The 21,200-nt window shown below is 64.7% G+C and carries 14 protein-coding genes; 6 read left to right on the top strand and 8 right to left on the bottom strand.

The features are described 5' to 3' along the window. Positions 1–2: 2 nt before the first annotated feature. The 6 genes from pglZ to OO014_RS06085 form a co-directional block, all read right to left on the bottom strand. Positions 3–2,501 carry a BREX-1 system phosphatase PglZ type A gene (gene pglZ / locus OO014_RS06110; RefSeq protein WP_272461399.1) on the bottom strand — a complete coding sequence of 833 codons (2,499 nt, stop codon included), beginning with the start codon at positions 2,499–2,501 and terminating at the stop codon, positions 3–5. After that, the gene (gene pglX, locus OO014_RS06105) at positions 2,498–5,911 is read right to left on the bottom strand and encodes a BREX-1 system adenine-specific DNA-methyltransferase PglX (RefSeq protein WP_272461398.1); all 3,414 of its coding nucleotides are present in this window, start codon (positions 5,909–5,911) and stop codon (positions 2,498–2,500) included. The genes pglZ and pglX overlap by 4 nt, the downstream gene beginning before the upstream one ends. Further along, positions 5,911–9,375: a BREX system P-loop protein BrxC gene (brxC, locus tag OO014_RS06100; protein WP_272461397.1), complete on the bottom strand. Its 3,465-nt coding sequence runs from the start codon at positions 9,373–9,375 to the stop codon at positions 5,911–5,913. Before brxC ends, pglX begins: the two co-directional genes overlap by 1 nt. Before the next feature lie 4 nt (positions 9,376–9,379). Then, a complete protein-coding gene (locus OO014_RS06095) occupies positions 9,380–9,982 on the bottom strand; it encodes a DUF1788 domain-containing protein (RefSeq protein ID WP_272461396.1) in 603 nt (200 codons plus the stop codon). After that, on the bottom strand, positions 9,979–10,584 hold the full coding sequence (locus OO014_RS06090) for a DUF1819 family protein (RefSeq protein ID WP_272461395.1): 606 nt from the start codon (positions 10,582–10,584) through the stop codon (positions 9,979–9,981). Before OO014_RS06090 ends, OO014_RS06095 begins: the two co-directional genes overlap by 4 nt. A gap of 78 nt (positions 10,585–10,662) precedes the next feature. Further along, positions 10,663–10,860, bottom strand: a complete 198-nt coding sequence (locus OO014_RS06085; RefSeq protein ID WP_272461394.1) for a helix-turn-helix domain-containing protein — start codon at positions 10,858–10,860, stop codon at positions 10,663–10,665. Positions 10,861–11,900: 1,040 nt separating this feature from the next. Here OO014_RS06085 and OO014_RS06080 point away from each other — a divergent pair. Together OO014_RS06080 and OO014_RS06075 are read left to right on the top strand one after the other, a co-directional pair. Then, the gene (locus OO014_RS06080) at positions 11,901–12,806 is read left to right on the top strand and encodes a LysR family transcriptional regulator (RefSeq protein ID WP_272461393.1); all 906 of its coding nucleotides are present in this window, start codon (positions 11,901–11,903) and stop codon (positions 12,804–12,806) included. Positions 12,807–12,905: 99 nt separating this feature from the next. Further along, complete coding sequence (locus OO014_RS06075; RefSeq protein WP_272461392.1) at positions 12,906–14,000, top strand: tartrate dehydrogenase; 1,095 nt, start codon at positions 12,906–12,908, stop codon at positions 13,998–14,000. A gap of 619 nt (positions 14,001–14,619) precedes the next feature. On the opposite strand, the gene pdxA is transcribed toward OO014_RS06075, so the two are convergent. Beyond that, positions 14,620–15,612: a 4-hydroxythreonine-4-phosphate dehydrogenase PdxA gene (pdxA, locus tag OO014_RS06070; RefSeq protein WP_272461391.1), complete on the bottom strand. Its 993-nt coding sequence runs from the start codon at positions 15,610–15,612 to the stop codon at positions 14,620–14,622. After that, entirely contained in the window at positions 15,609–16,823 is a 1,215-nt protein-coding gene (locus OO014_RS06065; protein ID WP_272461390.1) for a four-carbon acid sugar kinase family protein, read from the bottom strand. Before OO014_RS06065 ends, pdxA begins: the two co-directional genes overlap by 4 nt. Positions 16,824–17,002: 179 nt before the next feature. Between OO014_RS06065 and OO014_RS06060 the strand changes: the two genes are divergently transcribed. The 4 genes from OO014_RS06060 to OO014_RS06045 all read left to right on the top strand — a co-directional run bounded on the left by OO014_RS06060 (position 17,003) and on the right by OO014_RS06045 (position 21,090). Continuing rightward, positions 17,003–17,680 (top strand): aspartate/glutamate racemase family protein, encoded by a 678-nt coding sequence (locus OO014_RS06060; RefSeq protein WP_272461389.1) that lies wholly within the window; start codon positions 17,003–17,005, stop codon positions 17,678–17,680. Between the two features lie 130 nt (positions 17,681–17,810). Next, entirely contained in the window at positions 17,811–19,142 is a 1,332-nt protein-coding gene (locus OO014_RS06055) for a four-carbon acid sugar kinase family protein (protein ID WP_272461388.1), read from the top strand. Beyond that, positions 19,135–19,998, top strand: coding sequence for a class II fructose-bisphosphate aldolase (locus OO014_RS06050; protein WP_272461387.1), 864 nt, complete (start codon positions 19,135–19,137; stop codon positions 19,996–19,998). The genes OO014_RS06055 and OO014_RS06050 overlap by 8 nt, the downstream gene beginning before the upstream one ends. 108 nt (positions 19,999–20,106) lie before the next feature. Further along, complete coding sequence (locus OO014_RS06045) at positions 20,107–21,090, top strand: sugar-binding protein (protein WP_272461386.1); 984 nt, start codon at positions 20,107–20,109, stop codon at positions 21,088–21,090. The last annotated feature ends 110 nt before the right edge of the window (positions 21,091–21,200 follow it).

The following is a 21,200-nucleotide window of genomic DNA, read 5'->3' as shown; positions in this document are numbered from 1 at the left end:
CCTTAGAAGTCGAAGTCCGAGGTGAAGGAGCGCTTCAACGTGTAGATCGCCTTCTCGTAGACGCGCCACTGGTTCGTGTTGGGGATGCGCTCCTCGAGCCGGAACTCGACGGCTCGGTTGTTGTGGTCGTTGGCGTCCTTGTTCAGGAGCAGCTGGACGCTCTGGTACCGGTCCCGTTGATCGGTGGAGTTCGAGTCGAACGTCAGCTGGGGCGGAGGGTCATTGGAGATCAGCGTCTTGCCGACGTAGAGACCGGCTCGCAGCACGCGGGCCTGGACCTTGTCGCTGACGGGCTCGGACTGATAGAGCCTCACGACGAGTTGGCCGGTGGTGATCTTGTCGGTGTCGGGCAGGACCTTGACGTTGACCCGACGGGTGTCGCTCTTGCGCTTCTTGTTGATCGTCAGCACGGGTACGACCACCTCCTGCAGCGTCGCTCCGCCGTGGACGAAGCGCGTGCCTCCGCCGGCGAGCCGCAGCCGGTGGATCGACTTGGGGATCTGCACCTCGATGTCGCTGTCGAGCTGCAGCTGGACCCCGCTGAAGGTCGTGAAGGCGAAGTCCACCTTCAGGCCGTGACCGAGCACGTAGCGCTTGTTCTTGACGAGGACGCTGTCGCCCTGGGGGGACTCGGACAGGAAGAACTGCTCGGGCAACGCTTCGTCCTGGAACAGGAAGCCATGGTCGGCCGTCACGAAGATGTTGGTGGCGTTGGCGTTGGCGGCCTTCTTCACCAGGTCGACCAGCTCGCCGAGTGCCTGCTCCGCAGCCTCGAACACGCGACGTTCGGTGCCGGGCTTGTCCCCGGTGGCGTCGATTACGTCGTGGTAAATGTAGAGAACTCTGTGGTCCCGGAAGAGGTCACGGCGCTCGTCCGGGCTGAGTGCCTTGAAGTCCTCCGCCTGGATCGCCGTCCCTCCCACGTTCTCGAGGATCTTCTTCCGGTATGCCGTGCCGTTGGTCGGCTGCCCATCGGCGAGGACGGTCTTTGCGTCGGCGGAGTGCATCAGGGTGCGATGTGGCAGGAGCGCAGCCATACCAAGTTGCGTGTAGCTGGGAAGGACACCCAGGACTGCCTCGAGCTCCGCATCGAACCGGTCTTCTTGCCTGATACGAGAACCCAGCTCCTCGGCCACCTCGTAGCGAAGCGCGTCGGAAACGATGACCACGGCCTTCTTGCCGTCTCGGACCAGTCGTTCGACGTGGTCCCGATAAAAGCTTCGCTGGGAGCGGAGGACGTTCGACCGCCATCGGTCGAGGCCCTCGACCTGGGCCTGGAATGTCGTGCCGAGCTCGTACACGAACTTGTTGGTGTAACGCTTCTCGACCTGGACACGAAGGGGCTCGAGCGGGTGGGGCCCCTCGAACGCACGGCGGGCGTAGGTGAACTGACGATAGAGCTGGTCGATACGGAACCAGTCGGTCTGATACCGCTTCAGCCCCTCATCGAGCGAGGCCATCGTGTAATCCACGGCGTTGAGTGCCGCGAGCAGGTCTGCGCCGGCGCCGATGGCCGCGTAGAGCTCGCGGTAGCCGTCGATCCAGACACTGCTCTGACGCGCGCGAACCACCTCGGCGACTTCTCGTGCTGTGACGGTCTGCTCGGTGACCGCGCGGGCGAGATCAGCAATGATCTTCTGGTCGGTTTCCTCGAACAGGTCGAGGCCGACGAGGTCGCGGAAGGTCGCGTCCTCGATGCTCGCCTGGTAGTCGAGGTCGGCCGATGCGCGCTTGGCCAGCGCAGACATGGCGTTCTGGCTGCGGCGGTCGTTGCGCAGGCTGGCGAAGTCGAGCTGGATGTTCTGGAGCCCCCCGGGTCGATCGGAGGTGAAGCCGTCGATCGCCTTGCTGAAGGTCCAGAGGATGAAGTCGTCCATGCTCGGTGCGGCGGACTCGTAGCCGTAGATCGAGGCCACGCCGCGCCAATAGAAGTCACCGAGTCCGAGGTCGACAAGAGCGTCGTACTTGAGGTGCTGGCCCTTGGCGTTCTCGGACAGCAGGGTGCGCGTGAGCTCCAGCAGGCTGTGCTCCTTTTGGCCGAGCACCACCGCAGACATCTTGGCGCGAAGCCGAGCCGTATCATCATCCGGGGAGAGCAGGGCCTTGAGGCTCTCAACGCGCTTACTGGCACCGAAGAACTTATCGTGCTCTTGAACCACCGCGTCGATGCCCTCCGAGCTCAGCCCGAGATCCTGGGTGACAAGCGAACTGCGGTCGGCAGTGAACACACCATAGGCCAGCTCCAAGTCGAGCAGCCAGTTGCCAACTCCGGTCGGAACCTGTCCCGACCGGTAAACGAGAAACTTGCCATCAGGTTGGTCGTGGAGCAGCCGGTACTTGATGGCGTACTCATCGTTGGCGACCCGCAGCATCGTGACACCGGGTAGGTCGAGGCTGTCGAGGTCCGAGGTGTACTGACCTTCGGGGTCGTGCCAGAACACGACCCTGTGGTCGTTGAATCGGCGCTCCAGGTGCGGCCTGACGGTGGCGGCTTGGGTCATTCGCTCGCCTCCAGGCCGGGGATCTTCTTCAGTGCGGCGCCGAACTTGGGATAGTTCGCCTTCACGCCGTCATCGAGGTCGATGGCGATGTTCTGGGAAGCCAGCGGGTAGAGCACGTCGTGCTCGTACCCGTCCAGTTCCAGCAGGATCTTGCGGAGCCGGTCGGCTTCCTTCGCGCTGTTGGACCGCTCGGCATGCCCGAGGCTGGCCTTGAGCTTGGCCTGGAACTCCCGGAGGTACTCGTTGAGCACCGTCGAGACGGTCGATGGCGTGTAGCGGTGCATGTAGATGAGCGCGTTGAACGAGCCCTTGGGGCTCGAGAACAGCCAGTAGATCGGTCGCTTCTTGTAGCGCTGGACGTGGTCCCTGTAGAAGGACTTCACGAAGTAGTCGCGCAGGTTCTTCACCCCGAGCGACTCGGTGACGAACCGCAGGTTCTCCTCGAAGTGCTGTTCGCCGAAGGCGGCGCGCAGAAACTGCCGGAACCGTTCGGCGATGTCGTCCTCGAACCAGTCGCCATCGACGATCGGGATGACGTTGTCAGTGTCCGGCGTGAAGGTGGGACACGGGACCTTGGCGAGGTAGACCTGCAAAGTCGCGCCCTGGTCGCCAAGGATCAGCCCCGGCTCGTCCAGGCTGTAACGCCCAAACATGCAGCCGATGGAATAGGACACAAGCGACTGCACGTCGTCAAGAACAGTGGGCCCATCGACCTGTCGGGACACATGCTTGAACCTCTCATCAACTGGCTCGCCGGACAGCTCGCCGATCCGATTGGCCCAGTATTCGTTGCTGGCCCGCTCCAGTTGGGCGAGCTCCTCCTGCCGCCTTGAACGTTCCCGATTCAAGGTAGAGTAAGCCGAGCTTAGGCTGGATTGACGGTGACCAGTGAGCGGGCTTTCCTTGAACTCGTGGGCGGTTTCGCTCTCCGCCCAGGTTACGCGAGAGAGCGCTACCAACCGATCAACCCGCTCGTTGTCTCCGTCACCAGATACAACGGGGAGCCGGGCGACGTCCCCGACTTGATAGTTGAGGGTTGGCGCCAATACATCGAGTCCGGCGCGGACTACGGTCGAGTTCAGGTATCCCAATAGACCAAGCTGCGTCTCCGGCGTGGGAGCGAACGCAGACATTCCAGCAACATCGAAAATAAACCCAGCGGGAGTGAATCGGAAGCGCGCCCCACCACTACCGATGTTCGACCAGGTCACCGACGAGCGAAAGTAGAAGTCGGGGTTTCGAACTGCCGAACGTGGACGACCTCCACCATCCGTCCCGAAGTATCGAATCGCTTTGCCGTCATTCTCCCAGTTCACGACGTAGTCCTGATTCCCCCACCAAGGGACTGGAGTGCCTCCCTTGTTGTAAGGAAACCAACGCTTGCCCGATTGGCTGGCTTCGATGCGATTGGCGCAGCCAAATGCCAGCCGCTCGTGGCCCACTTCCCACCACAGGCGTACGAACTGTCCGTTGTCGGCCGTTGCAAGCCCCTGCTTGACCTCGAATACCTCACCTATGGTGCTGGTCTTGTCATAGAGGGCAAGCAAAGGTGCTGGCATGTCAAAGATGAACGCCCCACCGGGAACCTTATCGAAGTGGTGGACGTCCACCTCGTGGACCACCGCACCTTCCGGCGGAAGCATGCCGAGTGCGCCTGTGATTAGGTCGCCCTGCGTAACGCGGAAGAACGACAGCTTGTCCAGACGAGCTCCTCGCTCGAAGACAGAGGCAGCCGTGTTGAGACGTACACCAAACGCTGACTTGTCGATGCAGGCCGTGACGACGGGACGAGCTCGCAGAACGAGGTCACGACGCATCTCCTCGTAGGTTGTGTTGAACAACCAGGACTCACTAACGACCAAAGCTGCGAGGCCTTGGTGGGCCACCAGGTCGAGCGACCGGCTGATGAACATAGTGCAGAGGTCGCCGGAGTAGTTCCCATAAGTCTCCTCTGCGAACTGGCGCAATTGATCACTCATGTTCCGCGTTCCCATGTAGGGCGGGTTCGCGATAGCGACGGCATACCGTGTGGTCAGGTACTCGGCCTGTCGGACGACAGCAGACGCCCAGTCGAGCGCGTCGGCTCGCAGTATGTCTCCGTTGTCGTCGAGAGTCTTAAGGTGGCGGACGAGCCGGCCGGTGATCTCGGCGTCAGGCTGGATCAAGGAGCCGAGCGTGTCTGCCTCGGCGAACTGGTTCCAAAACGCCTCCTCGGCCTGCTTGTCGCCATTCTTGGTGACGAGGAGGTCGAGCTCGTTTGGGCTGAAGGTGATCGGTTCGATCACGCAGATGTTGGGCTCAACCTGCTTGCTGAAGAAGGTCTTCTGCTTGGCCCGGGCTTTCATCGTGAGCGCGAACGCGGCGAGCGCCCCGGCACGCGGGTCGATCTCGGTGCCGTAGAGGTTGTGGGTCAGGATCAGGCCCGGGATCTCGGAGGGCGCGTAGCCCTCCTCCTCGTAGATCGCATACAGCACGTCGAAGGCGTAGGTGAGCATGTGGCCGGAACCGCATGCGGGGTCGATGACCGTCAGCTCCTCGGGCCTGCTGATCTTGAGGAAGTCCGTCTCGGCATCGACCGGGGCGATGTAGTAGTCCATCCGCTCAAGCAGGCCCGACTTCGGGTGGTTGAGCATCCACAGCCGCCCCAGGGAGTTCTCCACCAGGTAGCGCACGATCCAGTGAGGCGTGAACAACTGCGTCGCCGCCGGGATATCGGCAGCGCCGGCCTTCTTGTTCTTCTTGAACCCGGCGAAGACCTCATCCTTGCGTTCCGAGATGTAGAACTGGTACAGCCAGCCGATGACCTCGACGTCCCGGCACACGCCCTCGGTCAGCACCTTGACCGAACGGTTGAGGACCGAGTCATCAGCGAGCAGGTTCGCCGGGATCAGCAGCTCGGTGTAGTCACCCTCCCGCTCGAACATGAACGGCATGGCCTTGTTCCAGTGGCGGCAGTAGTCCGCGAGCAGCAGCGCGTACGCCTCGCCCTGCGGGTCACCACTGGCCCGGGTCCCATCCAGAAGGGCCGCGACGGTCGATCGCGTCTTCTGGCTCGCGACGTCGGTGTCGATGACGCCGCGCTTGGCCTCGGCGAGGATCTCCGGCTGGCCGACCTCAACGCCGGCCTGCGGCGAGACCACGCCGATCCCGGTGTAGCCGTTGGCGTCCATGAAGCGCAGCGCGATGATCCGGTTGAACCACGTGTAAGCGACCTTGTCCGCGACGGCAGCACGACCTATGTCGCCGCCCCCAGCAGCGGACACCGCCCTCTCCAACGCAGCAACGGCCCGGGCCTGCTCGACCCGCTCCGTCGAGCCCGGCGCGAGCACGCCAGAGATACGTGCAGTGACCTCACGAATGAGTCCAGTACGCGACCACGTCGCGAGACTCTTCAGTGGTGCCGTGTCCATCACAGGGTGATTCGCTTTCCGTCGTTCAGGGTCTGGATGAGTGCGCTGCGCAGGGCGGTGAGGTAGTGCTCGACGTCGTCCTCGGTTTCGAGGACGCCGGATGCGCCGGGCACCTTGATGGTCTTGACCGAGACAGTGTGCTTCACGGGCTCGGGATCGAGGTTCGGCGTGACTGGGGAGGAGGCAAGCAGATCGAGGAGGGTGGGGTAGTCGCTCGACTCGAAGGTTGATCCGAGTTGGAGGATGAGCGCGATCTGGGTCTCACGGGCCACTCGGGCGAGCGTGTCGTCGATGCGCCGGGTCACTTGCTGCTGTGCCTCCGCCGTCGCATTCGCATAGTCGGCGCTGGCGACGAGCTCGCTCTTGCGAGCGTCGATGGCGGCGGTGACGTCGGCGCGGTGGGTGGCAAGGACGGCCTCGATCTGGGTACGCAGCTTGTCCGCCGCGGTCTTCAACTGGGCCATCTTGTTGCCCCGGAAGGCGTTTGAGTCAGCTAGTGCGGACTTGACCGTCTCGTCGCTGCCCGCCGGCAGGTAGCCGAGGTTGCCGCTGTGGGTTAACAGGAGGGTAGCCGCGTCATCGTAAATCGACCGCTGGGCGCCGTTGAGGAACGACTGGATCGGGTCGATGACGTTGTCCTTGGCATCGAGCAGGTCGTCGCCGAGGCTGAACGCGCCGAGATACCAGTCGTCGGATTTGCCCACGACCTGTTCGAGGAGCCCGATGGGACCCTTGAGCAGCTCGACGAACGGGTAGTGCGAGCCGCTGGCGGTGGCCTTCAGCTCGTCGAGCTTTCCCTGGAACTTGTCGGCGCCGTGGCGCGCGAGCTCAAGCGGGTCCTTCGGGGCGTTGCCTTCGTCGAAGAAGTCGGTGACGAACTTGCGGAACGCGGCGACCTTGCGATCGTCGAAGGTCTTCTGCGGAGCGATGATCTCGTGTCCGTGCTTCTGCGTGTTGCGCAGGGCAGTTGCCACCTCGCTGCGCTTGAGGACGTTGCCGTCGACTGTGAGGGTGATCTTCGAGCTGCCGATCAGCGAGGCCACGATGACCTCGATGGCCGCGAGGTCCCAGCCGTAGGGCTTCGACTGGAAGGTGTCGACGAGGATCTTCATCGTGACCTGCTCGCCTTGGGCATCCTTGCGCAGGATCGTCGCCAGCACCTCTAGTGCTGGCTGGTCCAGCTTGAGCAGGGCCTCGGCGTCGAACAGCCCACCATCGGGGTTGGCTGCGCCGGCGACCTGCGCCTCGCTGTAGGTGGCGCCACCGAGGAGCTTCAGCTGGGTGTACGTGCGTCCGACGAGTTCCTGGAAGCCCTCGGTGACGCGGCCGAGCGCGTCCGTGGACGACACGGGCAGGTCGGCTGCGTTGATCACGAGGGTCGACGTGCCGACGGCGTTGTGGAGGCGCTGGACGAGCTCCTTCTCACGCTCTCGGTTCTGCGCTGCCTTGGCGCGGAGGATCTGATCCTCGATTGCCGACAACGAGGTCGTCTGCTTGCGCTTCGTGTACTTGTCCGTCTTCAGCAGGAGGCGCAGGTCGGACAGCACGCGCTCGTCGGGTGCGAGGATGACGCGCAGTTCGTCCTTGCCGGCACTGTGCATCCGGATCTGTTCTGGTCCGTAGGGGTATTCCGGGGTGATGAAGTGCACCGCGAGCTCGCGCTGGGGGCCGTGCACCTGGTCGTCGAGCTTGAAGCCGAACGGAAAGTCTTGTCCGTTCTTGGCATATCGGATCTTGTTGACCTTGATGACGCCCTGGCTCAACGTGTCGAACAGCTTCTTGCTGACCTCGGAGGAGTCGATGTCGACGTTCTTGATCTCCTCCTCAATGACCTGCTCTTCGTTGGTGAGGTACTCGTACGTGTTGCCGTTGCGCTGGATGTACGTCTGGGTCTCCAGGAGAGCCAGGGCATCCTTCACATCGGCGGCGAGCGCGGGCAGGTCAAGCCCGAACCGGTCGTAGACCAGAACGGTCAGATTGCGCGGCGTCGCCTGGAAGCTCTCGACGTACTTGACGAGGAACAGCGCCTTGAGCAGCCGGATGGCCAGTTTGTTGTCGAGGTTGCGTTCGGCCACGTCGATCGAGCGCTGTGCCGCGGACTTCAGCGAGGCGCGGATGCCGGCGAACATGTGGTCGAACGTCGCAAGGCTGCCGACCTCGACATTGCCGATGTCCTTGGCGACCTGCTGGACGACGCCGAGCATCGAGCGCTCACCGACTGAGCTGTTGCGGCCCTCGAAGACGTTGTGGTCCGAGATCCCCTCGATCGCGGCCTGGAACAGCGGGAACTGATAACTGACGAAGGGGTAGGTCCCGATGAAGTGCTTCTCGTCGGTGTAGTTGCGGTAGGTCTTCGCGCCGTCGACGAAGTCGAACAGCGTCTTGAAGTTTGCGGACTGGTTGGCGTAGATCGCCTCGAGGGCGGACTGCCCGCTCTCATTCTTCTCCAGCAGACGCTTGCGGATGACCTCCTCGACGTCGGCGCTGGTGAGCTTGACGCGAGTCTTGAAGCGCGCCTGGATCTTGGAGAAGTCGTTGCCCTGCTGCTTGGTGCGGTCACCAACGACCTTGTCCATGTCCTCCTGCGAGGTCACCATCACCCACGCGCGGCCGCCGCACTTGGTGTTGAGACTCTCGGCGATCGTCTGGAGGTTGAGCATCAGGTGGGTATTGGAGCCGATGAACTGGCCCACCTCGTCGACGTAGAAGTTGAGCCGGAAGTCCTTGGCCTGTCTGTCGAGCCATGCCTTCACTTCGTCGGCGAAGTCCTCGATGGACACGGCATACGAGGCTTGGTACTGCTTGATGATGCCGCTGGTGGCCGTGCCGTCGACCTCAGCGAACGCGGCATCAATGTTGGCGCCCTCCAGGGCGCTCTGCTCGCGACCCTGCGTCCACGGGATGCCCGCGATGCGCTCGAAGGCGGACTGAAAGGCCTCGTACTGGCCGCGGCTGTCCAAGTCGCGCTCGAAGCGGGCGACGTGCCCCTGGTTGCCGTAGTAGCCCCGGCTCTCGTCGAAGACCTTGACGAACACCTTGAGCAGGGCGTCCGTCTGGTCCTTGGTGATGAGGGTCGCCTTCTGGTCGATGTTGAACAGCAGGCTCTTGGCCGGGATGCGCGCCGCCTTGTCGAGAAGCGGTGGCAGGAAGGCATCGGCGGCCTTCGAGCGGAAGCTCTCGATGACCTGTGCCCGATCGAAGTCCTGACCCTCGACGTCGCCGAGGAGGTGGGCGAGCATCTTGAGCAGGTGCGACTTACCGGAACCGAAGAAACCGGAGATCCAGACACCGTTGGCGTTGGTGTAGTTGGTGTACGCCTCAAGGAGAAGCTCGAGGCCCTTGGCGGCCTCGTTGGTGAGGACGTACTCCTCGACCTCGGTGCCCAGGTGAGCAACGTCATCGGCCTTGATGACGCCCTCGATCGGGCGCTGGACGTCCTTGGCGAAGATGTCGTTCAGCAGCATCGGGTCACGCTTCCTGTTCCAGGATGTTCTTGGCTCGGTAGTACTGGTCGTCCTTCAGCTGCCGGAACAGCACGAGCGAGGAACCGAGGGTGTCGGACTGCTCGTAGCGGCCGGGGAAGAACATGAGCATGGGCTTGCCGGTCACGACGCTCTGAAGGTTGTTGAGCACGTTGTGTGACCGGATGTAGGGGAAGACCTCGCCGATGCCGGTGAGGAAGAGGATGTCGAAAGCGCCGTCCTGGATCTTCGAGCGGATCGCCGGCGCGATGTGCAGCTGGGCGTCCAGCATCCCTTGGAGCATCTCGCGGAAGTCGTCCTTGTCTGTCTCGGGCTCGACTTTGAGGACGCGATCCCAGACACCACGCTGCTTGAGAATCTCCACCGAGAGCTCGTAGAGGTTGATCTCCCGGACGGTGATGCCCTTCTGGCTGAGCTTGTTCTTCACACGCTTCTTGGCCTGGGCGACCTCGAGCGCGGCCTCGGGCGGATAGGGGTAGATGAAGAAGGGCACCTCGTTGCTGAGCCCCTCCATTTGCAGGAAGCGCTGGCTGCTCAACACGGCGAACAAGTGGTTCTCCTGCTGACTCATGGAGAGTGTTCTGGTCATGCGAGACCTCCCGTCGGGAAGAAGCGAAGATCGCTGGGCGTCCGCGCCTCCAGCGCTTCCGCCACACGGCCTGAAAGCACCGCCCGGAGGATGCGGCCATCCTTGGTGAGCAGCCCCGCCTCACGAAGCATTCGGAAGAGGGTTGCGCGGAGCTTTAGCCGCGTCGACTCGCTGAGCTCCGCCAGCTCGTCGTGCCACAAAGCCTTGCCTCGGAAGAACCTGTCGAAGTCGTCGTGTTCGAGGGTCGGCGCAAGCAGAAGGAACCGCTCACGCAGCACATCTTCGGCGAACTCGCCGATGAAGGCATAGCGCCGGCAGGCGGCAGCCCACATGAGGTGTCCGCGCTCTGTCGGGGTCGCATCCAGAAGTAGTTCGAGCTCCTCGTCGGTCAGCACCGCGAGACGCTGCACGACCTCCCGAGCGAGCCTGGCCCCAGCCGACCTAGTTCGCGACTGCAGCAGGTTGTCCTCATCGATGGCAGCGCGGACCTTGCCCCAGTCGTGTTCGCGCAGGTAGACGGGGGCGGCGACAGACGCCTCGCGCGTGAGGAGGGCGCCACTAGTGAACGAAAGTGCATACCGCGCCGCGGGGTCGGTCATCATGCGCACCCCCATCCGGCCCTGTACAAAGTCGATCAAGATAACTGGGGCGCCGGGCCATGGGCCTGACGACCAGTGCGCTCATCCGGGCAACCTTGAGTCCGAGGGAGCAGCACCACCGCTGCGCACCCATTCGTCGACCTCATCGGCCTGGAACTTCCACAGGCGGCCGACCTTGTGCGCGGGCATGCCTCGGTCTGCGATCCATGCGTACACCGTGTCCTTGGACACGCCAAGGTGGCGGGCTACCTCGTCCGCCGACAGCCATGGTTCAGTCACGTGACAGCCTCACTTTGCCAGACCCGGTTTGGCCGGGTATGACCGACCCTAGCCGAGCGTGGACCGGCATGTGCAGGAACCCCGGCAGCGACGGCGTCAAGTCACTCGGGGGGCGGCGGACATGGTTTGGCGACGCCCTTTCGATCTCTCGACGTCAGGACATCTGCGAAGACGCGTGCGGAAACTCCGGGAAATCCTCGGCGCGACGCGGCGGGCCGCACGGGTCCGATCAGCGGCGACTAGCTCGGGGCGGCGTCGACCACCTGTGTCGAAACTGTGCGGAGGTTTGGGATCCGACTGAGTCGCGAGAGGTCAACACGACGAGCCTCCCGGGCTGTAAATCCGTCGCGAAAGCTACGAAGGTTCGAATCCTTCACCTGCCACTCGTCCGGTGAATCCGGATCTGGCCCGCAAGATCTTCGGATGAAGGTCTTGCGGGCCGGAGATCTTTCATGAGCCCGGGGCGAGTTGTTTGATCCCTCTTGAGGTTTCGGAACCGGGAGTCGTCCGGCTGTGACCGGTTCGGGGCGGATCTGTCCGTCAGGTTGCGGGCGTCTGTGGCAAGTACGTGCAGAAGTTCGCGTCGTCGGGCCGTGACCACCGGACTCGCAGGCGTGCTGACCTGCGACGTTGGTGGAGTGGGGGTGTCGGATCACGACGGAGGGGACGACCGTCGCCATTGCGGTGACATCCCACTCGGATGGCGTGAATCTCATGGCGTGGACGCGGACTCCGCGAGGCCGTGGTGTTCGAGGGCAACATCGTCCGAGCGCTGTCCCCAAGACAGGGCCGCGATGTTGAGTACCCGTGGCCGGCGATCGCTGGCCCCTACGTCGAGCTCCAATCGAGCCTCTATCCCCACGTCCAATCGAGTCATGCCAGCAAAGGTCACGGCCGGCCATGAACGTCCCTCCGAAACGCGGCCCCAATCCAACACGGATGACGTGCAGAAAAACCCAACGAGGGGGGCTAGAACTCTCCGGCGGCGTACGCTTCGGAGCCGGCTAGTGTCGGCGGCCTACTCGAGTGGAGGCGCAGTCATGGACGTTCGTCAGCTTCGCTACTTTCTCGCAATCGTGGACGCAGGTGGCGTGACGCGTGCTGCCGAGCAGTTGTTTGTGTCCCAGCCGTCACTCTCTCAGGCGCTCAACAGCCTCGAGACGGAGCTCGGGGTTCCGCTCTTCCATCGGGTGGGGCGGCGTCTGGTCCTCAGCGAGGCGGGGCGTGACCTGATCGGCGCGGCACGGACCGTCCTGCGAGACCTGGACGCCGCCCGCGCCCTCGTCGACGCCCACCGTGGGGTCCGCTCCGGACGGCTGGACCTGGTGACGATGCCCTCGCCCGGCATCGAGCCGTTGGCCTCGCTGACGGCATCCTTCCTGCGGGAGCATCCGGGAGTGACACTCAACGTCGGTGCCGCCTTCACTCCCGAGGAGGCCGTCGACGCCATCGAGAAGGGTTCGGCCGAGGTGGCCCTCGTCGGCTCGCGCGAGCCTCTCCACGCTCGAGGCCTGAGGGTGGTGCATCTCGACGAGCAGCCGCTGGTTCTGGTGGTCGCGCGAGGCGCGGCCGTGTTCGACGGGCGTACGATGATCAGCCGGGACCACCTGGCTGGTCAGCCGGTCGTGGCCTCACAACGCGGATCCCTGATGCGCTGGTTTGTCGACGACCTGGCAGCGCGCGGCACCTCGGCGCACCTGGTGGTCGAGGTGGCCCACCGCACCTCGATCCTGCCCTTGGTGGACGCAGGCGTCGGGCATGCGGTCCTTCCCGAGGCGTGGCGCCCTCTGGCCGAGCGCCTCGGGTTGGTGGTGCTGCCCATCGAACCGCATTCCGTGCTGCGAATCTCGCTGGTGCATCGCCACTCCGGCCTCACTCCGGTGGCGACTGCCTTCCTCGAGACGGCCCGCCGCCTCCGGAACGACGCGGCTAACCTCCACATATAGGCCGATCCTATGACTCGCATCCGGATTCGGTCTTGGAACGGATGAGTCCTTCTGTCCTTCCATGGCTGCATCGACAACCCGAGCCAATGGAGGCCAAGCATGACCACCGAGCACACGTACCGCGTCGCCGTGATCCCCGCCGACGGCGTCGGCAAGGAGGTGGTCGCCGCCGGCTGCCGAGTCCTCGATGCCGTTGCCGAGCAGTCACGAACCTTCCGCTTCGAGTGGACCGAGTTCCCCTGGGGATCGGACTACTACGCGAAGCACGGCCGGATGATGCCGGAGGACGGGCTTGAGACCCTTCGCGGATACGACGCGATCTACTTCGGTGCCGTGGGCTGGGAGACCGTCCCGGACCACGTCAGCCTGTGGGGCCTGCGCCTGAACATCACCCAGAACTTCGACCAGTGGGCCAACGTCCGGCCCGTCACATTCCTGCCCGGCGTCACCTCGCCGCTTCGCAAGGCCGCCGAGGTGGAGCTCGACTGGGTGGTCGTCCGCGAGAACAGCGAGGGCGAGTACGCGGGTCTCGGCGGCCGCAACCTCAGCGGCCGCGGTCCGGGCAATGAGGTCGCGCTCCAGACCGCGCTGTTCACCGAGAAGGGCTGCGAGCGCATCATGCGGTTCGCCTTCGACCTGGCCCGCAAGCGTCGCGTCAAGAAGGTCTCCAGCGTGACGAAGTCAAACGCCCAGCAGTACGGCATGGTGCTGTGGGACGAGGTCTTCGCCCGGGTCGCCCAGGACTACCCGGACGTTGCGACCGAGAGCGTCCTGGTCGACGCCATGAGTGCCAAGTTCGTCCTGCACCCGGAAGACCTCTCGGTCGTCGTCGCCTCCAACCTCAACGCCGACATCCTCTCCGACCTCGGGTCCGCTCTCGCCGGCAGCCTCGGTCTGGCCTCGAGCGCCAACCTCAACCCCGATGGACGCTTCCCGAGCATGTTCGAGCCGGTGCACGGCTCTGCCCCGGACATCGCCGGCCTCGGCGTCGCCAACCCGATCGGGCAGATCTCCAGCGGCGCCCTGATGCTCGAGCACTTCGGCCTGGCCGCCGAGGCCGCTCGGGTGGAGGCCGCCGTTCGGGGGGCGACCGCGGCAGGCGTCCGCACGCGTGACATCGGCGGGAACGCCACCACCGACGAGGTGACCACCGCCGTCGTCGAGGCCCTCCAGCGCGCGGTCGTCAGCACGTGACCATCACTCTTACAACGAGGTAGGAACGATGACCACTGCTCCGAGCACCCCTGCGGTACCACCCGGCGCCGGCTGCACCGGCAGCTCTACCTGTGGGTGCTCATCGCGGGCATCCTCCTTGGCTGGCTGGCGCGGGACGCCGACACCCAGATGGAGCCGATCGGCACGACCTTCGTCAACGCGATGAGAATGGATGAGAATGCTTATCGGGCCTATCGCGTTCCTCACGATCATCTCCGGCATCGCGTCCGTCGCAGACCTGAAGACGGTCAGCGAGACGGGACTGAAAGGCCTTGGCGTACTTCCAGGGCGGGACGATCGTGGCCCTGGCCCTGGCCCTGGCCCTGGCCCTGGCCCGGCCCCTGAAAACAATACGTGGAACACCCCAATGGCGAGGTCGGGCGATCACCCACGCCCTCGCCACACCCTTAACCCGCAGACGAGATCACTTCCCGGACCCAAGGCCCCTCGGTGAATCGAGGCTGAGCGCTTCCCGCCGATCTGCGAGCCGCGTGGGCGGGTCTGATCGAGCCGCTGCTGGCGGCCTGAGGAACGGGATTGTTCGTTGCATGGCGCCGTTTCAGCTTGAAATCGCGCGTCTGTTCAGCCGCCTCGCCCTTCAGGCCCGCGGAGCCAGGTCCACTGCCTGGCGTAGGGCCTCCAGCATGCTGGCCTCGCCGGCTCTGCCCGTGCCGGCGATATCGAAGGCCGTGCCGTGGTCAACGCTGGTTCGGATGACTGGCAGGCCAACAGTGATGTTGACGCCCTCCTCGATGCCGAGGACCTTCACGGGACCGTGGCCCTGGTCGTGATACATGGCAACGACCAGGTCAAAATCGCCGCGCTTGGCGCGGAAGAACGCGGTGTCAGCTGGGAGGGGGCCTTGTGCATCGATGCCCTCAGCTCGCGCTGCCTCGACAGCGGGGACGATCTTTTCCTCCTCCTCGCGGTAGCCGAAAAGCCCGTTCTCGCCGGCGTGCGGGTTGATGCCGCAGACTGCGATTCTCGGCCGCTCCACACCTGCGCTGAGGAGCACCCGGTTGCCGCGGTCGATGGTTCTCTTGACCAGGCCAGCGTCGATCTTGCGGACCATGTCGATCAGCCCAATGTGCGTCGTGACGTGGATGACTCGCAGTCCGGGTGCGTTCAAGAGCATGGACACCTCTTCGGTGCCGGTCAGATGGGCCAGCAGTTCGGTGTGGCCTGGGAAGACGTGGCCGCCCGCGTGCAGCGCCTCCTTGTTGAGCGGAGCCGTGCAGATCGCGCCCACGCGTCCGCCAACTGCCAATTCGACGGCGCGCTCGATGAATCGGTATGCGGCGTCGCCGGCGATCGCAGATACCGCGCCAAACGGCAGGTCCTTGGGCACGCAGTCGAGGTCGACGCAGTCGATCCGCCCATGCTCGAAGGCGGCGCCCTCGGGTCCTTCGACGACCGCGATGTCAACAGCCGCATCGCAGATATTGGCGGCATGGCGGAGGCGCTTGGCATCGCCGATCACGAGCGGCCGCCCAATCTCGTAGATGGCTGGCGACGCCAACGCTTTGACGACGATCTCAGGGCCGATGCCTGCGGGGTCGCCCATCGTGATGGCGACGATTGGCTTGCTCATGGCGCGCTCCTTTGGATGGTGGGATGTAAACGGCGGACCAAGACTTGGTCATCTCCGAAGGAACCCGCCTTCGTGACTACGTACAGGTCTTGGGCCAAGACCTTGGACAGGACGACACCGGGCTCCAGCTCCCCAAGGATGCGCAAGGCAGCCACCCCGGTGCGCCGGAGGACCGCATGTGCCGTTTCGCCACCTGTGAGAACGATGGTGCACGCCGCATCCAACAGGGGCTGCGCCACTGTGGCTAGGAGTTCGGCGACTCTGGTGGCGTCTTCCGGGGCGACTGGCATTCCGGGATCCGGGAAGATGACGACGTCCCCTCCCGAACCGAGATGCGCTCGGATTGCTCGGAGCGTGTCGCTGCACGGGATGTCCATGACAGGAATGGGGAGCACGCCCGCCGCGACGAGCGCTGCCCGTTGAGCACGGGCCTGATTAGCCCGGCTACCCACGACGAAGAGCCTCGCTCCACCGGGTGGTTCAGGGACGTGGTGGCGGTCCACAGGGCCGAAGAGCGCCTCGCCCAAGTGTTTGGCGAGACCTCCCGAGCCGACCAAGAGGACCTGCTCTTCGAAGCTCGCTGCGGCCTCGAGAATTCTCCTGAGGTCATTCTCCGTGGAGGCGTCCACGACTAGGACGTCGAGCTTCTGCGCCACTGCGGCCCGGATCTGGCCAACGAGTCCCTCGGTCGTCTTTGGAGCCGGGACCGTTCGTGATGCCAACCCGCTGTGCTGGAGAAGTTGCGCGAGGTCCAGCGGTCGCCCGTTGCGCATGACGGGGTGCCCATCGGCGTGGATAAGGCCCCGGGCGGTAGTGCGCCCTAGGTACGGAAAGGCAGGGCTGAGTAGGGCAATGGCGTGTGGAGTCCGGCTTCGCAGCACCTCCAGCGCGGCGGCGACTTCGGCCGCAATGTTGCCTCGGCCAAGCGAGTCGACCTTCTTGTAGAGGACGCTCCCTATCCGGACGGCCCGTTTCGCCAAGGAGGCTACCCGCTGTCGCGCAACGCCCTCGTCCGCGTGGCGTGTCTCGGTGTCGAGTGCGAGAGATCCTTCGCCGGGCCAGTCCGATCCGCCTTCGATCATGAGAGTGGCGGGTGACCTGCTCGCGAAGGAGGCAGCGGTGTCTGCGGCCCCTGTCAAGTCATCGGCAAGAACCACCAAGCGCAGACCGATGGGCAGGGCAGCCCCGCTCTGGGTTGCTCCAGCGAGCACGGCTCCTCCTCAAATTCAGCTAGCGGTGGCCCCGGCCATGAGGACGTGTCAAGGGTCACGCAGATGTCCCTGCGGCGCCCGCAGCCGCAGACCTACGGTCATTTTGCTGGACCTCTTGCCAAACCGCGGACGATGCGGTTTCCTCAACCTATCAGTTATCAGATATCAGAGGAGTTCCGGTGACCAAGGTAGCCGTCCTGCACACGAGTTTCGTTTTCGTCACCGTCGAGCCGGCGATCAATGACCTGCTGGCCGAGCTGCTCCCGGACGCTGAGGTGATCCACTTCGTGGACTCGGACGTGCTGTCGCAGGTCGGGCGTGACCGCGGGATCACCGAGGCCAGCACCAACCGGATGGTGCACCTTGCGCAGGCCGCTGAGGCGGCCGGTGCAGACATCATCTTCAACGCATGCTCTTCCCTCGGGCCGACGATGGACACCGCCAAGCAGGTGGTCCACACGCCGATCGTGAAGATCGATGACGCCATGGCGCTCAAGGCTGCAAGCACCGGCAAGGAGGTTGGCGTTCTCGCGACCGTCCCGACGACCCTCGATCCCACGTCCAACCTGGTGCTGGCCAAGGCTGCTGAACTGGGTCGCGAGGTGCACATTCACCAGCGGCTTACCGAGGGCGCCTTCCAGGTCCTGATGGGTGGCGACAGGGACGCCCACGACTCTATGGTCTCCAAGGAGGCCGCCAAGCTCGCCAAGGAGGTCGATGTCATCGTTTTGGCGCAGGCCTCGATGGCTCGACTTGCCCCTCGCCTCTCTGAGGAGACCGGGCTCCCCGTCCTTGCCAGCCCCCGAATGGGAGTCACCGATCTCGCTGAGCGTGTCCGTGCGATGGGTGACGCGTGACGCCATGATCCCCTCGTCCTCGAGCAACGCCGCTCCCGAATGGTCCTCCTCTGTATCCCAGAGTGATGCCACGGTCGAGGGCTCGCATGTGCGTGAGGTCATTCGCCAACGCATTGCGGCCGCTGGGCCAGTGGTGATCGTCTTCGACGACGACCCCACGGGCAGCCAGGCTGTCAGCAACGTCCCGATTCTCATGGCTTGGGACGCCGCGGCCCTCGACTGGGCGCTCAGTCTGGACACACACATGGTCTTCATCCTGACCAACACCCGCAGCCTGTCCCCGAGCGACACAGAGGCGCTGCTGAGGGACGCCACGGAGGCGGTCGATGCCGCCGCTAGCAGGGCCGGCCGTGATTACGTCGTGGCGTGTCGCGGCGACTCCACTCTTCGCGGGCACTTCCCACTGGAGACCGATGTCGTCTCCCTTGTGATGGCCGATCTTGGGCGACCGGTCGACGGCGTTCTGTTCGTCCCCGCCTATCTGGAGGCCGGGCGGTTCACCATCGAGGGGACCCACTACGTCAAGCGTGATGACGATCTGGTGCCCGTCGGAGAGACGGACTATGCACGCGACGCAACCTTCGGCTTCAAGAGCTCACGGCTCGCCGAGTACGTAGAGGAACGCACCCAAGGCCGCATCCGGGCACAGGCCGTCCTCGGGATCAGCCTGGGTGATCTGCGCGAGGGCGGTCCTCGTCGGGTGGCCGAGATCCTGGCTAGCGTGGAGCACGGTGCCGTTGTGGCCGCTGATGCGGCGAGGCGAGCCGACCTCGACACATTGGTCTTGGGTCTGCTCGACGCCGAGGAGCACGGGAAGCGTTTCGTGTACCGGGCGGGCCCGTCGTTCGTCGCCGCGCGAGTCGGCATGGAGCCGACCCCACCCGTCCGTCCCAAAGCTTCCGGCGGAGCCCATGGGCTCGTCGTTGTCGGTTCCCACGTCGAGCTCACCGGCCGCCAAGTCGCCCGACTCCAGCAGCTCTCCGGCATCCACGCCGTGACGATCAACGTTCCAGATCTGATCCATCCCGAGCGGCGGGCCTCGGTCGTCGCGGATGCCGCAGAGGCCATCGTGGAGGCGCTGCGGAACTCGGACGTCCTCCTGATGACTAGCCGGATCCTGGTCCGTGGCAACGATGCCCAGCACAGCCTCGAAATCGCGAGACTCGTGTCAGAGGCAGTTGTCCAGGTCGTGCGGCTGGTGAATGCGCGCTACGCCCTTGGCTGGGTCATCGCCAAGGGGGGGATCACGTCTCATGACGTCGCTGCCAAGGGCCTCGACATTCGTCGTGCCATCGTCGCCGGTCAGCTCTTCCCCGGGATGACGTCCGTCTGGCTGTCCGTCGCGGACCAAGGCGAGAGCGCCCCCAAGAACATGCCCTACGTCGTTTTCGCCGGGAACGTCGGGGACGACCAGTCGATGGCCTCGGCCGTCCAAATCCTGCGTGGTGAGGATCATGCTTGACACCGGGCTCGGAACGATCCAGGAAGCCTACGCCCAGGGCTGGGCCCTGGCAGCCTTCTCCACCTACGGACTCGAGACCACGATGGGTGTGGTCCGAGCCGCGGAGGCGGCCGGCGCGCCGATCATTCTGCAGGCGGGCTCGAGCACCTTCGCCCACGCAGGCCGGGCTGCGCTCGCTGCACTCGCGCTGCACGCTGCAGAAGCGGCTTCCGTGCGGGTGGGGGTGCACCTGGACCACTCCCGGGACCTCGAGGAGATCAGGTGGTGCGCGGAATCCGGCTACAGCTCCGTCATGGTCGACGGCTCAGGGCTGCCGTTCGAGGAGAACATCGCGCTCACGCGCGAAGCGGTAGCCATCGGTGCGGCCAACGGCGTCTGGGTTGAAGGCGAGCTCGGATCGGTGCCCGGTGACGAGGACAGATCCGTGGTGACCGAGGTCGGCCAGATGACAGACCCAGCACGAGCCCGCGAGTTCGTCGATCGCACGGGGGTCAGCGCCCTGGCAGTCGCAGTGGGAAACGTCCACGGCATGGCCAGCGAACCACAGCCTCTGGCCCTTGAGCTGCTCACGCACATCCGCGACGCTGTCGGCGTGCCGCTCGTGCTGCACGGGGCTTCAGGGCTCCCCGACGACGAGCTCCGCGCCGTCCTGGAGCGAGGCGTCGCCAAGGTGAACATCAACACCGAGCTGCGACGCGCGCTCCTCCAAGCCTTCCATGACCTTGACGAGGAGGTTCTAGCGAAAGCGGACCTCGCACGTGCACTCGCTGACGGCGTCGTGGCCGTCCAGCAGGTCGCTCACCAGAAAATCGTCCTTCTTTCGAGGCCGGCTCTCCAACCCCCGGACCACGAGTAAGGAACGGACCGCCCGGCTGGGCGTTCCAGCCGGGCGGTCAGACATCCAGCGCAATCGACCACGCCACAGGCCAATGGGCAAGGTCACGCACCATCAAAGGAGATAGTAATGCGCACCAGGTTCCTCAAGGTCACCGTGGCTGTCGCCATGGTCGCCCTCAGCGCCGCAGCCTGCGGCCAAGCCTCTGACAACGGCGGCAGCGGCTCCAGCACCGGCGGCGGAGGCTCGGAGGGCAGCTATGTGTTCCTCCCCAAGTCCCTCAACAACCCCTACTGGGTCGACGCCCGCAAGGGCATGGAAGACGAGGCCAAGAAGCTCGGCGTCAAGGCCGAGTTCCTCGGCCCGGACACGGACGACGCCGCCAAGCAGGCGTCCATCTTCGAGTCGATCCTGGCCAAGAACCCGCTCGGTATCGCCATCTCGCCCAACGACCCCGCCAGCGTCCGCGAGATCATCGTGCGCGCGACGGAAATGGGCATCCCGGTCATCGCATGGGACGGGCCCGTGCCTGACAGCAAGGTCCTCGGCTACATCGGCACGGACAACGTGGCAGCGGGTGAGAAGGAAGGAGAGGCGCTCGCCCAGGCCATCGGGAACAAGGGCAAGGTCGCCATCATCATCGGCAACCTCGGCGCGACCAACCTCAACCAGCGGCTCGAGGGGGTCAAGAAGGCCCTCGCCAAGTACCCCGACATCCAGATCGTTGCGACCGAAGAGTCCGGCGAGTCGGTCGCGACGGCCCAGTCCAAGGCCGAGACCGTCCTCCAGGCGCACCCCGACCTGGTCGGCTTCGCCGGAATCGGCGGCTCGGACCTCCCGGGTATCGCCGGGGCCCTCAAGTCCGCCAACAAGTGCGGTTCCACCAAGGCTGTCGGCTTCGACGTGGTGCCCCAGGGCATCGACGGGATGAAGGCCGGATGCGTGAACGCGCTCATCTCGCAGAAGCCCTTCGGGATGACCGCACAGGCCCTTCAGATCCTCGTTGACTTCCACACGAAGAAGTCGACCCTGAAGCCGAACTTCAACGTCGACACCGGCGTCGAGGTCGTCACGCCCGACACCCTCGACGAGTTCCTCAAGACGACGCACTGATCGAGTGGTGCCTCATCCGGCCGGCAGGCTGTCGGTCGGATGAGGCCACTCCCCCCGATGACGTGGGAGGACCAGCTATGAACTCAGGGCAGTCGCCCCTGATCGCGATG

Source organism: Intrasporangium calvum (genome assembly GCF_028446585.1).
Lineage (GTDB): Bacteria > Actinomycetota > Actinomycetes > Actinomycetales > Dermatophilaceae > Intrasporangium > Intrasporangium calvum_A.
The sequence above is the reverse complement of the archived record's forward strand: the minus strand, read 5'-3'. Positions and strand labels throughout refer to the sequence as shown.

What these genes read in the sequence shown, in the direction of transcription:
- pglZ (WP_272461399.1), bottom strand. Translation starts at nt 2,501, where the DNA reads ATGACCCAAGCCGCCACCGTCAGGCCGCACCTGGAGCGCCGATTCAAC.
- pglX (WP_272461398.1), bottom strand. Translation starts at nt 5,911, where the DNA reads ATGGACACGGCACCACTGAAGAGTCTCGCGACGTGGTCGCGTACTGGA.
- brxC (WP_272461397.1), bottom strand. Translation starts at nt 9,375, where the DNA reads ATGCTGCTGAACGACATCTTCGCCAAGGACGTCCAGCGCCCGATCGAG.
- OO014_RS06095 (WP_272461396.1), bottom strand. Translation starts at nt 9,982, where the DNA reads ATGACCAGAACACTCTCCATGAGTCAGCAGGAGAACCACTTGTTCGCC.
- OO014_RS06090 (WP_272461395.1), bottom strand. Translation starts at nt 10,584, where the DNA reads ATGATGACCGACCCCGCGGCGCGGTATGCACTTTCGTTCACTAGTGGC.
- OO014_RS06080 (WP_272461393.1), top strand. Translation starts at nt 11,901, where the DNA reads ATGGACGTTCGTCAGCTTCGCTACTTTCTCGCAATCGTGGACGCAGGT.
- OO014_RS06075 (WP_272461392.1), top strand. Translation starts at nt 12,906, where the DNA reads ATGACCACCGAGCACACGTACCGCGTCGCCGTGATCCCCGCCGACGGC.
- pdxA (WP_272461391.1), bottom strand. Translation starts at nt 15,612, where the DNA reads ATGAGCAAGCCAATCGTCGCCATCACGATGGGCGACCCCGCAGGCATC.
- OO014_RS06050 (WP_272461387.1), top strand. Translation starts at nt 19,135, where the DNA reads ATGCTTGACACCGGGCTCGGAACGATCCAGGAAGCCTACGCCCAGGGC.
- OO014_RS06045 (WP_272461386.1), top strand. Translation starts at nt 20,107, where the DNA reads ATGCGCACCAGGTTCCTCAAGGTCACCGTGGCTGTCGCCATGGTCGCC.